Source organism: Psychrobacter sp. Ps4, from assembly GCF_022129285.1.
Classification (GTDB): domain Bacteria; phylum Pseudomonadota; class Gammaproteobacteria; order Pseudomonadales; family Moraxellaceae; genus Psychrobacter; species Psychrobacter immobilis_A.
In genome coordinates this window covers 113,497-127,478 of sequence record NZ_JADQAK010000006.1, presented here as the reverse complement: position 1 = coordinate 127,478, position 13,982 = coordinate 113,497, and the positions used below count along the sequence as shown (strand labels likewise).

Annotated in this window: 25 protein-coding genes; all 25 read right to left on the bottom strand. The window is 42.8% G+C overall.

What is annotated here, in order from left to right:
- Positions 1-19 precede the first annotated feature (19 nt).
- The 25 genes from I3252_RS05485 to I3252_RS05370 all read right to left on the bottom strand — a co-directional run bounded on the left by I3252_RS05485 (position 20) and on the right by I3252_RS05370 (position 13,982).
- Positions 20-511 carry a phage tail tube protein gene (locus I3252_RS05485; protein ID WP_238034475.1) on the bottom strand — a complete coding sequence of 164 codons (492 nt, stop codon included), beginning with the start codon at positions 509-511 and terminating at the stop codon, positions 20-22.
- Between the two features lie 29 nt (positions 512-540).
- Positions 541-903 (bottom strand): DUF3168 domain-containing protein, encoded by a 363-nt coding sequence (locus I3252_RS05480; protein ID WP_238034474.1) that lies wholly within the window; start codon positions 901-903, stop codon positions 541-543.
- A complete protein-coding gene (locus tag I3252_RS05475) occupies positions 900-1,403 on the bottom strand; it encodes an HK97-gp10 family putative phage morphogenesis protein (protein WP_238034473.1) in 504 nt (167 codons plus the stop codon). Before I3252_RS05475 ends, I3252_RS05480 begins: the two co-directional genes overlap by 4 nt.
- Positions 1,404-1,406: 3 nt before the next feature.
- The gene (locus tag I3252_RS05470) at positions 1,407-1,763 is read right to left on the bottom strand and encodes a phage head closure protein (RefSeq protein WP_238034472.1); all 357 of its coding nucleotides are present in this window, start codon (positions 1,761-1,763) and stop codon (positions 1,407-1,409) included.
- Positions 1,764-1,768: 5 nt separating this feature from the next.
- The gene (locus I3252_RS05465) at positions 1,769-2,005 is read right to left on the bottom strand and encodes a hypothetical protein (RefSeq protein ID WP_238034471.1); all 237 of its coding nucleotides are present in this window, start codon (positions 2,003-2,005) and stop codon (positions 1,769-1,771) included.
- A gap of 30 nt (positions 2,006-2,035) precedes the next feature.
- Entirely contained in the window at positions 2,036-2,344 is a 309-nt protein-coding gene (locus I3252_RS05460; RefSeq protein WP_238034470.1) for a head-tail connector protein, read from the bottom strand.
- Between the two features lie 2 nt (positions 2,345-2,346).
- Complete coding sequence (locus tag I3252_RS05455) at positions 2,347-2,529, bottom strand: hypothetical protein (protein WP_238034469.1); 183 nt, start codon at positions 2,527-2,529, stop codon at positions 2,347-2,349.
- Between the two features lie 66 nt (positions 2,530-2,595).
- Positions 2,596-2,835 (bottom strand): hypothetical protein, encoded by a 240-nt coding sequence (locus I3252_RS05450; RefSeq protein ID WP_238034468.1) that lies wholly within the window; start codon positions 2,833-2,835, stop codon positions 2,596-2,598.
- Between the two features lie 117 nt (positions 2,836-2,952).
- Positions 2,953-4,173, bottom strand: coding sequence for a phage major capsid protein (locus I3252_RS05445; RefSeq protein ID WP_238034467.1), 1,221 nt, complete (start codon positions 4,171-4,173; stop codon positions 2,953-2,955).
- Positions 4,174-4,231: 58 nt separating this feature from the next.
- Positions 4,232-5,080, bottom strand: coding sequence for a head maturation protease, ClpP-related (locus tag I3252_RS05440; RefSeq protein WP_238034466.1), 849 nt, complete (start codon positions 5,078-5,080; stop codon positions 4,232-4,234).
- Positions 5,049-6,329, bottom strand: a complete 1,281-nt coding sequence (locus I3252_RS05435) for a phage portal protein (protein WP_238034465.1) — start codon at positions 6,327-6,329, stop codon at positions 5,049-5,051. The genes I3252_RS05440 and I3252_RS05435 overlap by 32 nt, the downstream gene beginning before the upstream one ends.
- A 16-nt stretch (positions 6,330-6,345) precedes the next feature.
- Positions 6,346-8,067, bottom strand: a complete 1,722-nt coding sequence (locus I3252_RS05430) for a terminase TerL endonuclease subunit (RefSeq protein ID WP_238034464.1) — start codon at positions 8,065-8,067, stop codon at positions 6,346-6,348.
- A gap of 22 nt (positions 8,068-8,089) precedes the next feature.
- Complete coding sequence (locus I3252_RS05425) at positions 8,090-8,554, bottom strand: phage terminase small subunit P27 family (protein WP_238034463.1); 465 nt, start codon at positions 8,552-8,554, stop codon at positions 8,090-8,092.
- A gap of 116 nt (positions 8,555-8,670) precedes the next feature.
- Complete coding sequence (locus I3252_RS05420) at positions 8,671-9,006, bottom strand: HNH endonuclease (protein WP_238034462.1); 336 nt, start codon at positions 9,004-9,006, stop codon at positions 8,671-8,673.
- Between the two features lie 311 nt (positions 9,007-9,317).
- The gene (locus I3252_RS14275; protein WP_345945876.1) at positions 9,318-9,434 is read right to left on the bottom strand and encodes an HNH endonuclease; all 117 of its coding nucleotides are present in this window, start codon (positions 9,432-9,434) and stop codon (positions 9,318-9,320) included.
- Complete coding sequence (locus tag I3252_RS14270) at positions 9,404-9,592, bottom strand: hypothetical protein (protein WP_345945877.1); 189 nt, start codon at positions 9,590-9,592, stop codon at positions 9,404-9,406. Before I3252_RS14270 ends, I3252_RS14275 begins: the two co-directional genes overlap by 31 nt.
- A gap of 50 nt (positions 9,593-9,642) precedes the next feature.
- The gene (locus tag I3252_RS05410; RefSeq protein ID WP_238034460.1) at positions 9,643-9,825 is read right to left on the bottom strand and encodes a hypothetical protein; all 183 of its coding nucleotides are present in this window, start codon (positions 9,823-9,825) and stop codon (positions 9,643-9,645) included.
- 418 nt (positions 9,826-10,243) lie between these two features.
- Positions 10,244-10,843 (bottom strand): hypothetical protein, encoded by a 600-nt coding sequence (locus tag I3252_RS05405; RefSeq protein WP_238034459.1) that lies wholly within the window; start codon positions 10,841-10,843, stop codon positions 10,244-10,246.
- 207 nt (positions 10,844-11,050) lie between these two features.
- Entirely contained in the window at positions 11,051-11,464 is a 414-nt protein-coding gene (locus tag I3252_RS05400; protein ID WP_238034458.1) for a hypothetical protein, read from the bottom strand.
- A gap of 14 nt (positions 11,465-11,478) precedes the next feature.
- A complete protein-coding gene (locus tag I3252_RS05395) occupies positions 11,479-11,943 on the bottom strand; it encodes a type II toxin-antitoxin system antitoxin SocA domain-containing protein (RefSeq protein WP_238034457.1) in 465 nt (154 codons plus the stop codon).
- Between the two features lie 176 nt (positions 11,944-12,119).
- A complete protein-coding gene (locus I3252_RS05390) occupies positions 12,120-12,947 on the bottom strand; it encodes a hypothetical protein (protein ID WP_238034456.1) in 828 nt (275 codons plus the stop codon).
- Positions 12,944-13,093, bottom strand: a complete 150-nt coding sequence (locus I3252_RS05385; RefSeq protein WP_238034455.1) for a hypothetical protein — start codon at positions 13,091-13,093, stop codon at positions 12,944-12,946. Before I3252_RS05385 ends, I3252_RS05390 begins: the two co-directional genes overlap by 4 nt.
- Before the next feature lie 16 nt (positions 13,094-13,109).
- Entirely contained in the window at positions 13,110-13,298 is a 189-nt protein-coding gene (locus I3252_RS05380) for a hypothetical protein (RefSeq protein ID WP_238034454.1), read from the bottom strand.
- Positions 13,299-13,302: 4 nt separating this feature from the next.
- Positions 13,303-13,785 (bottom strand): hypothetical protein, encoded by a 483-nt coding sequence (locus I3252_RS05375; RefSeq protein ID WP_238034503.1) that lies wholly within the window; start codon positions 13,783-13,785, stop codon positions 13,303-13,305.
- Entirely contained in the window at positions 13,785-13,982 is a 198-nt protein-coding gene (locus I3252_RS05370; RefSeq protein ID WP_238034453.1) for a hypothetical protein, read from the bottom strand. Before I3252_RS05370 ends, I3252_RS05375 begins: the two co-directional genes overlap by 1 nt.

Genomic DNA, 13,982 nt, shown 5'->3' with positions numbered 1-13,982 from the left:
TTGGCGATTAAATCGTTCGTTAAGTGGTCTTGAACGAAGTGACAGCTCTAGTTTGACGCTTCATTGCTACTGAATGCTTGACCAAAGAATCAGGATCAAACGTAGGCGCACTTGCTTTTAATCGCGCAGTGAAGACGGTCCATGTGCGCGTCTCAGGCAATGTAACGTCTGCAGTTACCATCTCTGGCTCAATATCTATGCCATCTGACCACCCAACATAAACTTCGACCAATTCTTTATCTTCTGCTAATTGCAGTAGCGTCATATGAGTTGCGTTTTTAGGATCAGTATTAATGGTGATTGAGCCTTCGCCGGGCTTATTAAGACCGTATGTTGATGTTGCAGAGTCTGGCTCATCAAGACAGGTATCATCAATTTCAGTGGGACTGTCATCACCGAGCACAACGCCAGTGATACAGTCCATTTTAGTTAAGATCGGCGTGTCAGCCTCGCCGTGTTTAATCCAAACTTTGGTGCCCTGCGTAAATACACCTTTTTCTTTCTTAGCCATGATTGGCTCCTAGTGTGGTTGGTAAATAGTTAACGCGCTAATATCCAATTGGCATCAAAGCCGCGGCCATAAAGCTTAGCTTTGCTGTCATACAAGTTAATAGATGGATTGGATATCCAAGATTGTTTTTCTAGCACTACTCGACAAGCATCGCGTAAGTTGTAGGCAGTCTTAGCATCTGCTGCGTAGACCATTAGCTGGTACTGTGTATCATCAAAATTAGCGGGTTCATCTAAGTGATTATTTGCTTGAGCGCTGATTGTTTGCCATACAATGTAAGGCGGTGATGTGCCCTGCGGTGCAACATCTTCAAACGCCTTGCTCTCGACATCGATAAGCTCTTCCAAGTCAATGTCAGCTTTAAGCGTGCGGTATATCGGTAAAAAGCTCATAGCTTGGCAATCTCCTTGTCGAGCTCTTCTTTGTATGCTCTGGAAAATTCAGCTTGTACTGCATCCATATTGTTATTTAGCGCCGGTCGTAAAAAAGGATCTGCACTATTAGTTGCACTACCAAATTCTTTAAAGCGCCAGTACCAGGTATCACCACCGGGGTTCTTATTATCGCCTTGCGTCTGATAGGTTCGCCCTATGCGGTTTGCACGTCTATTGTCTGCATTAGTGCCGTAATTTTTTGCACCGCCTTTTACACCAACCTTCATCACGACATTATCAACACCCTTGGTTTTACCAGCCTTGGTAACAATGTTTTTCCAAATCTTTTCGGGGCTGTCTTTGTCATCAAACGCTTTGGCGTTGACCACAGCCGCCTTTTTAACGATGTTCATTGCCTTGCGTGATGAGCGAGTAGCAGCATTCTTGGCTTTACGTTGATTACCAAGCTGACGTAACTTTGCTTGCACCTCGTCAAGCCCAGTAATTTCGTTTGCCATGACTTAATCCTTAAATTGCTCAATACCGCCTGACAAAGTGAACGTTGTATATTCCAAGCCACTATCGCTATCATCAAGACCTTGGCTATCTATTGCATATAACCGGCCTTTCCAAACAACGCGCATAGTGGTATCGATATCAAGGCCAGTGCTATACCGGACTTTCATTCGAGCAGTTATTTCAGAATCTGCAGCTTGTGCGCTAAGCAAATCTTTAGTAGATAGCGGTGTAATTTTTGCCCAGGCTTTTTTGTAGAAGATCCACCCTGATGGCAATTCATATCCATCATCATCACGGCCGGCTTTAACATAGCTTTGGATAGTGACACGATGTCTTAACTCGCCTGCATTGGCTGCCATATCATTCACCCATCTAAAAAGGTTGAGCCCGTCTGCTCATCGTCGTCTTGTTGTTCAACGAGCTCATTTAATATCTCATCGTGCTGATCAAGCAGCCGCAATATGATTTTTTCTTTCTCACTAGACTGCTGGATTAGTACATTATTTTGTTCGACCAGTTTGGTCACCAGCTTTATTAAGCTTGGCAATGAGTCGTTTTGCTCGCTGTCTGGCTTCATCGGTTCTTCGTTTAATCCACTCACGGCGTGCCTCACATCCTTTACAAGTCATTGTTAGATTCCCATTCGTCTATATGGCTGTAGCAGATGATAAGCACCTAGCGGCATCTCAGTCATCGATGATTCAGATACCGCTTCACGATGGGCGTACCAGTGCCCAACGATAAGCAAAGTCGCTTGGTCAATAGATGGATTATCGATAACACCATCAGGATCATCATCTGGTACCGCCACTTCGTAAATGGTTCGGTCTAGGTACATTTGCACATGGTCGCGAGCAGCTGCTATATATCCAGCCAGCAGCACATCTTCATCATCGTGCTCGATGCGGCATTGGTTCTTGACCTGCTCGAGTGTGACCATAATTAATCTACCTTATCTTTGGTATCGTTTTTTACTGCTGCTTTAGTTTTTGGCGTTTCCGCTTTTACTACCTCAGCATGAGGTGCATCGACTTCAACAGCATAGCCTTTTTTCACCAGCTTCTTACCTTCGGCATTATCTACTTCGACAATGGTATTGCTCTGTCGAAAAACTCGATTAACCATCGTGTATCTCAAAGTACGTATCAACATAATTAATTACTCAGCTTGTTTAGAGACTATTCTTCAGCCTTATTTATCTTTGTTTTCCGCCGCTTCTTTAGCCTTAGCTTTTTCAGCAGCTTCTTTTTCAGCGGCCGCTTTAGCCTTAGCATCATCGGCAGCTTTTTTCTTATCATCTTTATCGTCAGCCGCTTCGGCATAGCCTTTATCAATAAGCTGCTGACCTGTGATATCAGTAAACTCACCAACCTCGCCAGTGATATATGTCTGATTACCCATGCACGTAACGTCTTTAAATTTAACTTTCATGACCTGCTCCTTTTAGTAAGACAAAATCAGCTTAGTAAACTGGCTTTGGCTTAATAAAAAAACACGCAACTTGATAGACAGGTTGCGTGTTTTGTATTTTCAAAGATAAAAGTTTCGTTATGGGGCGATTGCCAAAGATCCTTTAACAAATGCTTGTGGACGATAGACAGTCAGAGTTAAGCGCTCTTCAGCACGGACTGATACCATATTTTTCTCAAAGTCATCGGCATTCTCAGTAGAGACGACAACGTTCGCATCTTCACGGTCAAAGATTTGCGCGGCATCGGCAAATGAGCCAGTCAAGAAGTTGCCAAGCATGCCCGCCTGATTAGTTTGCGCGACTGGCAGACCCCATAGGCGTGCTTCTAACGTACCAAATGGATTGCTGAACAAGTAGCCTTTTGTGTTGGCATCTTTAATCAGTTCAATATCTGTCCAATCGATATCGTGCATCACATGACCAGTTGCTGATAGTTCAGCTAAGGTAACTTGTAACATTGCCAAGCGCATAATATCCAAGCTGTTTGAAGGCGTAGTTTTAGTGCTAGGATTGGCAAATGCTTGTGCTTGCGGATAGATACCATGCAAGTTATTACCCACACCGCTACCAAATAGCAGTTGTGTATCTTCGACACGCTTTAGACCGTTAAGTAAACGACCATTGATAATGCTTCGTAGTTGTGGCAAATCATCAAGCGTCTGCTTAGCAATTTTCATTAGGTGAGCAACTGTCTTGACGCCAGACAACACTTCTTCAAACTCAATATTCGAATATGGCTTAGTTGTATTTTCAGCAACCGGCGCAGCGTTATTCTCGAATAGCGTCTCACGCAGATAAGCCACCGCATTTGATTCGGTATCACCTGGTGCCAATAAATCACGCACAGTTAAGCGCTGGTTTGGATTGGTAATAATCTGAGTAGTACCATCAACCGGATTGACAGCAAATGAAGTCAGTGCTGCACGAGGCACGTCAATAGCTAAGCGGCGACCAGCAACCACAGAGTTACTAAACTCGATAATGCTATCGTTTGCGATGACAAGATCACCTGCACGGTTACGGGCTGGTGCTTGGTTGCCACCATTACCAATGCGTGCGAATAATTGCTCAGCTTCACCCAGTTCAGTTTGTAACTTATTCTGAGTATCGCGCATCGTGTTTAAATCGGTAAGCAACTTATCGACTTCATTCTTAGTTTTCTCTGACAGTTCGCCAGCTTTTTTAGCTTCTTTCAAAGCGTTTTCCGCTGCGGGCAACGTTTTTTCAGTTAGCTCTTTGACGCTAGCATTGACTTGCTTCAGCTGTTCAGCCGTTTGATCTTTATTTTGATCAGACATAATTTTTTCTCGCAAAAAAAGCCACCATATAGGTAGCGAGGTGAATGGTTGAGTTTGTTTATTTCAGTTTGATTGAATCAATCGCATTCTGCAGACCGTCAATCAAGCCCGATAAGTCAACGCCAGCGTTTTGCGTAGCATCTGGTTGAGTAGCGCTAGGCGTACTCTTTAAATCTTTTACAAGACCACGGCGCTCTTTACGAGACATACCCGCTTGCGCCATGATTAAATCTAGTTTGTGAGCAGCAATACGCTCTTTAGCAGTATTGTTGGTTTGCTCTGCAATCACATCAGAGTCCAAAAAGCTATCAGCCATACCTGTTTCAACAGCTTGCTTGCCATTAATCCAAGTCTCTTTATCCATTTGCAGTGATAGCTCAGTCGCCTCCATACCACTTTTCACATGATAAATATCAGCAATAGTTGCATCGATTTGCTCTAAAAAATCAGCCACTTCGCGCATATCATTACGATTGCCGCCAACACCAGTCCATGCATTGTGAATCATAAAGAAGCCAGCACGCGCAATCTTAACTTCATCAGCCGCCATTGCGATAAACGAGGCAGCGCTTGCGGCCATACCAAGTACACGAACGGTCACATGACCAGCATATTCTCGCAGCATGTTGTAGATTGCCAAGCCTTCGAACACATCACCACCAGGGGAATTAATATTAACGACAATATCTGCACCGTTAAATCTTTTGAGTTGAGCGCTGATAGACTTGCCAGTAATACCACCATCGGTCCACCAGTCATAACCGATAACCTCTAAGATATTAATAACGTGTTCAGAGTCATCGTCTGACGCTTTGATGTCTGGATTCCATTGATCCAAAGCAAGCGGCATTCTTACATCATGCGTTGCTTCAAAATCAGCTTTTGGCATCATTGTTCGCTTGCTCATCTTTGGTAACTCCATTGTAGTTTGTGCCCACTTGATCAAGCGGGATTAATGCTGATTGGATAGTATATTTATCACCACCTTCAATCGGCGGCATATTTTCTTTAGACCGGACTTCATCGCGGTTTATCCAACCGTTATTCAGACCTGATGAATAGTATTCAGAGCGTGTTTTGCTGTCTGCTCGTAGCAAGCCTTCGACATTGAACTCAACATAGTATTTATCGCTATCAATTTTGCCGATAAGGCAGCGTAGAATCTCTTGCTCAATGTTGACCAGTAGCGGCCTAAACGTGTATTTCAAAAAGTGTAAGTCTTGCGCTTCGGCTGAAGCTGCCCATGAGCTTTGTTTGTCAAAATGGCCAATCATGATGGGCGATACACGGAACCAACGACAGATTTCTTCAATCTCAAAGGAACGTGTCTCTAGCATCTGTGCTGCTTCTGGATTCATGGTCACGCCGTTATATTGCATGCCATGCTCAAGTACCATGGTCTTGCCAGCGTTGCTGCTGCCCATAAATCTTTCTATATGTTTACTTAAGCTAGTACGTTGCTCTTTATTAAGCTTTTCTGAAGTGGTTAAAAACCCAGAGGTTTGCAATCCATTCTCAAAGAACTTACCAGCTGCTTGCTCAGCGGATGCTGCAGTTGCAAAAGTCTCACGTCCCTTGTTAATCGTAAAGATACCCATCACACCATCAACACCAAATGCGCGAATATGCATGATGTCTTTATGATTTATTTCGCGCCGTGCAGTTCCTTCTGTATAGTGATATTGCAGTAGTTGATTATTTTTATTGCGAGTCACACTTACATGTTGTGGTAAAAGAGGCTCAAGAGAGATAATTCGCTTTCCTGTGATATTACGTTTAATCTCAACGTAAGCATTGCCCCAAAGCAGTAGGCTTGCCACAATCATTTGCATGAATCGTGCAGGTGTCATCTCATAATTGGGTGATCGGCACAGTAAGTCGTATAGAGGATGTTGTTTGGCCACCACGCGACTACCGTCGGCTTTGGTTTCATAAACCTTTAGCGGTAATGTTGATACTGTCTCAGCCACTAAGCGCACGCATGAAAACACAGTACTAAGTTGTAAGGCGCTATCAACAGTGACATTTTTACCGCTGGCTGTTCTAGCTGACACATTATCGCTAGGCGTTAGACTCAGATGTCCATCCAAGCCTAAAAAACTGATTGCGGCTTTTGCAGCTTTTGCAAAACGCTTGGGCTTGATTAGATTAAGCACATTGAATCCTTAAATATTAAACGCCGATCATGATTGGTTCATCGTAGAAGCCGTTGTCGCCACTACCGCCATCACCTGCCAGCACCATTGCACGGCTGATACCCATCAATAGAGCAACAGCACCATCAATCTTCTTGTAGTTTGTTTCTTTACGCGGGAATACGTTGTTGTTCGCATCTTCGCGTGATACCACATTGCCAATCATCCAAGATAAGACTGGATGACCGTCATGATGAAAACGCCCGCCTTTCATAGCAGCTTCTAACTCACGCATAGCTGGAGAAAAAGACTTGACCGTCTTAGGTATCTTCACAGCGTCATAACCTGCAGCTTCGATAGTAGCGGCGACTTGGAAGCCACCCCATTCATCGTAAGGTACTTCGGTTAATGGAAAGCTACCTGCATCAGAAACTAAATCTTCAGCGATAGCATTCAAGTCATTTTCAGCACCATCATGTACTTCAAGCAAACCTTGGTTCATCCACTTCTGGTACCGCTCGACCGCTTGCTTTTCATCACCTTTGTAAACCGTGTCTTCAGGTAAATAAAACCATGGTGCTATACAGTAATAATGAAGCTTGCCATCATCTTCGTGTCGATAAAACAAATTGATACGTGCTGCAATATCGATTTTTGATGCCAAGTCAATCGGCATCACACAAGGCGTGGTTGAAAAATTATCAATACTTAGCGTATCGTCAGCACACGACCGCCAATGTTCCATATTGAAAAATGCAGATTTTGCAGATACCCAAACATTAAGATGCTTGGTCTTAAAAGAGTTTTGACGACTGGCGTTGTTAATCGCCTTGGTTTGTTGGGACTCTAAGAAGTCAGCATAGACAGAGACGTCATAATTAGGATTGGCTTTGATCAGTACGCTTGGGTCTGTCCAATCATCCCCATCATCAATGCTCCATATCCAACCAAACAATTCATCATCTGGCACATTGCCAAGTAGCATGTCTTGCACACGGCTACGAAGCTCATAACATGGGCCTTCAATATTGTGACCAGCTGTCGTAATGACAAACATCATTGGTTGGCGGCGCGCGCCCATACCCGTTTGCATCGTGTCATAAAGCCTACTGTCAGGATGCTCATGATATTCATCGACGATGGCGCAATGTGGTGATTGACCATCTGGCGGGTCACCGATAATAGGCTCAAACAAAGAACCATCATCGGGGCGCTCTAGACTGGCTGCATTAATCTGTATGCCGGTTGCCTGAACCAAAGCAGGCGACCGTAAGACCATCAAGCGTGCTGGCTTAAAAACTTCCCATGCTTGCTTCTCAGTTGTGGCGCCCGAATAAACCTCGCTACCAAACTCACCATCATTAGCAAACATATTAAGAGCGACACCGGCAGCAATTGCAGACTTACCATTCTTACGTGGTACTTCCCAATAGGACTCACGGAAGCGCCTGAAGCCATCTTTTTTACGGACCCAACCGAATGTGACTGCAATACCGAATTTTTGCCATGGCTCAAGCTGAATTTTTAAGCGCTTTAAGGCCCACTCACCTTTCGTATGAGGCAGTAATTCGATGAAAAGTATCTTTTTTTCAGCAGCTTTTGGGTCAAACTTGTAAGGATAATTGCGTTTTCTTGACGCCTTTAGATTATCTAAGTGACGCTTACAAGCCAATACCACCCATTTACAAGCTGGGGTTTTGCCCTTAACGACTGATTTAGCCCATGCGGTGGCGATATCAACATTAGGATAATCAGCCATATTTATCTCGCTTGAGCATTCATCACATATTCAGAACACCTGCAAATGGGTTGGTTTGATTTTTATCACCAGCACCAGTTAAGCGTTGACGAGATGAAGGGTCTAATCCTAGTAGACTGCCAAAAGTTGCCATCTGTCTTGCTGCCTCATTGAGTGCGGTCAATGCTGGATTTTTAATTGGACTGCCTGATGCGCCCATGACAGTAACGCCCTCTTTCGCAAGCTCCATCTGGCTTTTGCGATAAGTGTCGTAAGCCATACAAAAAACTTCGACGTTATGCATATCTGTAATTCGAAGTAATTCGTTCTCTAGTAATTCAGGAACTATTGAGCGCCAGATCATTGGTGCAAACTCTAAGTCACTCATATATTCAGGCGGCTCAATATCGACCACTTCACTAAATGTTGGAACGTTGATATTTTTACTTTTCGATTTTCTAGGATCAGCCTTGCGGCCGCGACCTGGTACCGCTGCAACTCCTCCCATATCAAAAAATCCTTAGTCCGTCAATAGGGCAAACTTTTAATTCAACGCTCGTAAAAATGTACTTTAGGGGGCGGTCATTCGGGGCTTCCGGCTGAAGTGCAGACCCACCCAGGGGGTTATAGCAGGTCATCACTCTTGATGCGGTTACACTCTCGGCAACAGCAAGCTACGTTATCCATCGTATGTGTACCACCTTTGGACAATGGTTTGATATGGTCTAACTCTGGTGCGCGGTTATCATATGTACCACGCAAGCTCTTAGGCGTGCTTTTACCACATAAATAGCACCTCCAATCAGCGGCGTCGAACACATCAAACGGATCAATTGGATCATTCTTAGTATTTCGTATTCGTGCGCGTCTTCTTGATTTAGCGATACGACCACTCTTCCTTCTATGCTTTTCAGCTAACTGTTTAGCACAATATTTACAATACATTTGCTTTTGACCCATATGAGTCTTTTGCTTAAATTTAATCTGACAAATATTACATTCGCAGTTAAGAGCTTCTTCTATGTACTTTATGCGATCTAACTTAGCTTGAGCATGTCTTGCTTCTTTGGCTGCCTTAGCTACTCGCTTGCGTTGCTTCTTTATTAGTCGCTCTAAAGATTGGCGCTCTAACCTCATGTTAGTCGCACTAGCATAAGAGCAATCACGCGAACAGAACTTACCAGCATCTCTCGCGCCTCTTACGTGGCGCTTAACGCTGTGCTTGCACCACTCGCAAGTTACATACTTATATGACGGCATAGCTATCAACCTTACTCATTAGCAGTCTTGGATAGATGACACTTGCGGCATAGGGATTGCAGGTTGCTAGGTTCATCTGAGCCGCCCTTAGCTTTGTTTATAATGTGGTCGACGTCGGTTGCTGGCACGTATCTGTCTGAGTGCTTACAAGAGACGCAAAGATAACCATCACGATGCAATATTTTCTTGCGAAGTGTGCGCCAAGCGTGCCCGTAACCACGCTGGTCGCTATTGCCTCGCTGATGCTGATGCCTTTTCCAGCCGGATCGTTGGTCTGAGTGTTCATCACAGTATCCTTTGTCTTTGCGTTTAACGAGGTTTGGGCAGCGATACTGTCTACATGGTGTCGATGGCATGAGTGCTTTCCTTAGCTTCTATAAGCCTAATGAATTTCTTGGCGTCAGTGTTGCCCCGGTCAGCACGATCTTGTAGTAGCTTGCGTTGATAGGCTTTAAGTATTGATGTCTCAGCATTGTCATAGCTGTCATAGAGTTCTTTGCCTGAGTATTCGTACAACATGACAGCAACTCCATGACCAAACGTTAGACATAAAAAAGCCCACGCTATTTCTAACGTGGGTAAGTGAGCGTACAACAAGGCATCAACACATCATAGCTGCGCGTTACATACAACATGAGCCAATCAATGAATACTTTGATTTGGTTTGGGTGCGGCATACAGTTAAGGCTTTACATTTCCTATTACATGACATAGATTGAAAAACGCACATAAGTAGGGCTTATGTGCGTTGATTTAACATTTCATATGGAGATATAGATGAGCGATTCAAAGAATAGCGGGAAGCCAGATACAATAAGAGGTAATATTGGTGATTCAGATCAAGGTCGCACTACGAAAGGTGATCGTGGCCGTATAACTACAACTTCTGAAAAACCACCAAAGCCTAAGTCACCCAAAAGATAGTTGATATTATCGTTTATTTAATGGCTTTAAACCTCATCTCGAGTAGTCTAATGTTTTCTCTAGGAAAGTAAGTAAGTAAGCTTCCTATATCTTCGCCTAGTTGAACGTCTTCTACTTCGTTCCATGTAGATTCACCTGGATTTACAAAGTCAGTCACATAAAACGCTATACCATCATCATCCATGACAAAGGAGGCAAACTCTTCTCCATTAAATTGAGTAGTATCTTGGCATAAGTAATAAGCCCCATCTTTGGTTGTTAAACTGATTTGAGTTGGGGCTACATTTTTATTAGATGAAATGGCTTTCCAAACATCACCTTCATTTAGTTTGTTGCTGATTTTATTGTCGTAGAGAAACTTATTCCAACATTTATCAATGCACTTTGTCCAAGCAAGAGCAAGCAAAGGTCCTAACAATACTGATGCATAAGCCCAAGAACTATCCCAAAACTGTATCAATATAGCTGTTGGCAAACCCAATACCAATATAAGCATGGATACATCAGTTATCTTTTCATTCTTTCGGTGATCTCGTTTTAATATAATGTAACCCAAGTACCCAGCTACCAAGGTAGCTTGAACTTGTAGTGGTAATTGTAATAATTCCTGCATAAACAACCTCTGGTAGCAATGATTTTATTTAGATTTACCACCTGCTTGCTTCTCGCTGGCTGTTCTGACTGTGGCTAAATCAATCAGGTATAAAAAAAGACGAGAGCAATTAAGCTGTCGTCTTTTATGTTCTGCTTTATCTGTTACCATTTAGCAGTATGAGAAATATTACCCTATTCGGGCAGCATGGGTCAAGTCAATATAATTTTATTCGATTTTACCCTGCTTAGAGGTTACAGCTTTAGATACTAATACGGCTAATACAACTGCTTCAAGCTTACTCAATTGGCTAGTTGTTAACCAGTGACAGTATTCAGGTAAAATCCAATGCAAAATTAGAGCGACAATCATGAATGCAAAAAGAACAGCAATAAGACGAAATATCCACTTGAAAGCTATGTCAAACAATGACTTCCAGTCTTCATCACGTATGTGCTGATTATTTCTACTAACATGTTCAAGATTTTTATTACCAATCGAAGTATCTTCTTTAAGAGCCATTGAAGATGCATTATTAGTTGAAACTTCTTCATCCAGCCCCAACTCTTCTAATGTATTCTGACTGTTTGCCAACTCATTGACTTGTTCAACAGTGGTAGTAGTAATAGAAGGTCTACCCATCTGGCCCGAATCATTCATTGGTTATGTATAACCTTATTACGAAGCTCAGAGTAATGCCCACGAATCACATCATTGGGTATAAAATCACCCCATCCTTCATGACTAAAAACACGCGACCATGGTGTTCCAGGTTGATGCGTTATCATAGAAAGACGAATACCATCTAAATTTCCATATTTCCTATATACAAAATTAATAACACTTTTCTCTTCATTAGTTAATTGCTGAGGGAAACTATTAGGTATTTCACGATCTACAAAAGCTTTGCCGTAGTTTTTAACCGCTTGGTACAAGTCAGGAATGACAGGTCCATACTTCCATGCTTCAATATTTTCATTAATCAAAGGTTGATTAAAAAAGCCCAACATCCAACCATGTGAGATATATACAAGCTTTAGCAGCTGCATTGGTGTGAATTTATTACCGTCTTGCATCCCTAAGCGAATAAATTCATTGGCAACAGAAATAGCGCTAACCATAACCTACTCCTTATTCTAGAGACAAGAAAACCTATGGATTTATAAGCAAGTCCATAGACTGATTAAACATCAATTTAGTTTATAGATATATAATGGGTGTATATGGCTATAAATGCAATATATAGTCACAACTATGTTGTAATCATTAGTTTTATGCGACAACTGATGACGCTTTATCAATTATTAATATGGTTTAGTTGCACACGATAATTGGAGATCGCACGATCAGCCTTAGCAACCATATTAAACAGGTCATTCGCAATTGTTCTCTGATAAGTTAACCATGCATTAGTATAGGTACTTGCGTTAACCTTTATGCCAGAGAACTGCAACCGGCCTTTCACTGTGTATATATCCCATAGCTCATACAATTCAAAGTGTAATACCATACGCGCCATCAGTCGTGCCAGCTCAGACAAGGTATGAGTACATGCCTGCGGTGCAACGCGCTTATCTTTATTGCATCGCTCAATCATATTGGCTGCCAGATGCTCCACTACTTCGTCAAAGTGACGTGACCAATCCCAATTAGTATCACTACCCCACAGTAATATGCTTGCCAGCGCCTTGGCTGGCTTGTCATCAATCATAGCGATAGCAGCACAATGGTCTTCCCAGTTTACTTCTGGCGGTAAGCCACCGGAACCAATATTAAATTTAACGGTCTTGGCATGCATACCTTGCTCTAACCAGTCTTGGTTTGATAGCTGTAGGTTTGGAGACTGGCCGAAGTTATTAGGCAACTCATCAATCCATGCACAGGTAAACTGACCATGCTTAGACTTTTCCTTTACTGGCTCAGGCTTATTTGTTACTTCTTGCGCTCGAACAACTGGCACGGCGTAACGTAGGAACTTATCGATAGATATAACTCTTTCTTTTGTACGATTTGGATTATTCAGCCATTTAAACCTAAGTTCGTCTTTATCATAATCGACATGCAGCACTTCCATTACCTCGCCTGCTTTGTCGAGCCATTCGGTCTTGATTTCGATATCAGTCACTTTTTACCACCTTTCTTAGTTTTGCGATTATTGCGTGGCTTATGCGGTATATAACCCTGACCTTTGAACTCTAATGGGTCGCATATACCATGAGTCTGTTGCTTAAGCATTGCGATAATTCTGCTGCTATCCTTTATCTTACTCATCGATTTCTCCTAAGACTTACCATTCAGGTTCATTTAAAACTTTTATAAAAACAACAAAAACTGCGAAGCTGAGCATAATTAATGATATACCCCACTGCCTAGAACTGAAGCCTGCACCCGCAACTAGCTCTACATAGGCCATCACTATTGAAGGCGTGCCGAATGCAAGAAAAATAAGTAGGCATGCTTTAGTCGAATTTTTCAAAGCCCTATCTCCTTTTCTTTTTAATTGGCTTTGGCGCTGGCACGTCGACCACACCTTTATCAATAAGCCTGTGATATTTGTAGATCATCATGCCAGCGTCTCGAGCGTGCTCAGATGTGCGAGCCGTCCAGCCAGTAATCATCTCGAAGTCCTCAGCATTACGCTTGGTATCAATGTGAGATGGTGGTACTAATATATGACGTAGGCCATTACGTTCACAGAACTCTTGCCAGATGCTGCAATCTCTTGTGACTGAGCCAACACCCTTCAAACGTTCCTTACCAATGCTGTGGTCTACCCATTTGCGCTTGCGAACGTCCTCAATGCAAACCACCAGCTTAACGTCTGACTGTGCCGCTTCGTCTCTAATCTCTAAGACTCTATCTTGTGCACTAAGGATGGTCTGTGTTGATACATCCTGAAGCACGCCATCAATACTATGAGCAAAGCCTGTCTTAACGCCTGTGTCGATACCGATTAAAATCATCACTTACCATCCTTTAAATTAATATCACCATATTCATGCTCTCTAGCCTTACCGCTCTCTGACCACTTGGCGTATTCATCATAGAAAGGGTTGCCTTCAACTACTCTCACTCGACCAGACCAGCCTTGATAAGAATAAACCTTTGTATCAAATGACTTTTGCAGTCCTAAGACGTTGAGGCCCTTTGTGGTTTTCAT

Coding starts and splice junctions, on each gene's coding strand:
- I3252_RS05485 (WP_238034475.1), bottom strand. CDS start 511: ATGGCTAAGAAAGAAAAAGGTGTATTTACGCAGGGCACCAAAGTTTGG.
- I3252_RS05480 (WP_238034474.1), bottom strand. CDS start 903: ATGAGCTTTTTACCGATATACCGCACGCTTAAAGCTGACATTGACTTG.
- I3252_RS05475 (WP_238034473.1), bottom strand. CDS start 1,403: ATGGCAAACGAAATTACTGGGCTTGACGAGGTGCAAGCAAAGTTACGT.
- I3252_RS05470 (WP_238034472.1), bottom strand. CDS start 1,763: ATGGCAGCCAATGCAGGCGAGTTAAGACATCGTGTCACTATCCAAAGC.
- I3252_RS05460 (WP_238034470.1), bottom strand. CDS start 2,344: ATGGTCACACTCGAGCAGGTCAAGAACCAATGCCGCATCGAGCACGAT.
- I3252_RS05455 (WP_238034469.1), bottom strand. CDS start 2,529: ATGGTTAATCGAGTTTTTCGACAGAGCAATACCATTGTCGAAGTAGAT.
- I3252_RS05450 (WP_238034468.1), bottom strand. CDS start 2,835: ATGAAAGTTAAATTTAAAGACGTTACGTGCATGGGTAATCAGACATAT.
- I3252_RS05445 (WP_238034467.1), bottom strand. CDS start 4,173: ATGTCTGATCAAAATAAAGATCAAACGGCTGAACAGCTGAAGCAAGTC.
- I3252_RS05440 (WP_238034466.1), bottom strand. CDS start 5,080: ATGAGCAAGCGAACAATGATGCCAAAAGCTGATTTTGAAGCAACGCAT.
- I3252_RS05430 (WP_238034464.1), bottom strand. CDS start 8,067: ATGGCTGATTATCCTAATGTTGATATCGCCACCGCATGGGCTAAATCA.
- I3252_RS05425 (WP_238034463.1), bottom strand. CDS start 8,554: ATGGGAGGAGTTGCAGCGGTACCAGGTCGCGGCCGCAAGGCTGATCCT.
- I3252_RS05420 (WP_238034462.1), bottom strand. CDS start 9,006: ATGGGTCAAAAGCAAATGTATTGTAAATATTGTGCTAAACAGTTAGCT.
- I3252_RS14270 (WP_345945877.1), bottom strand. CDS start 9,592: ATGAACACTCAGACCAACGATCCGGCTGGAAAAGGCATCAGCATCAGC.
- I3252_RS05410 (WP_238034460.1), bottom strand. CDS start 9,825: ATGTTGTACGAATACTCAGGCAAAGAACTCTATGACAGCTATGACAAT.
- I3252_RS05405 (WP_238034459.1), bottom strand. CDS start 10,843: ATGCAGGAATTATTACAATTACCACTACAAGTTCAAGCTACCTTGGTA.
- I3252_RS05400 (WP_238034458.1), bottom strand. CDS start 11,464: ATGGGTAGACCTTCTATTACTACTACCACTGTTGAACAAGTCAATGAG.
- I3252_RS05395 (WP_238034457.1), bottom strand. CDS start 11,943: ATGGTTAGCGCTATTTCTGTTGCCAATGAATTTATTCGCTTAGGGATG.
- I3252_RS05385 (WP_238034455.1), bottom strand. CDS start 13,093: ATGAGTAAGATAAAGGATAGCAGCAGAATTATCGCAATGCTTAAGCAA.
- I3252_RS05375 (WP_238034503.1), bottom strand. CDS start 13,785: ATGATTTTAATCGGTATCGACACAGGCGTTAAGACAGGCTTTGCTCAT.
- I3252_RS05370 (WP_238034453.1), bottom strand. CDS start 13,982: ATGAAAACCACAAAGGGCCTCAACGTCTTAGGACTGCAAAAGTCATTT.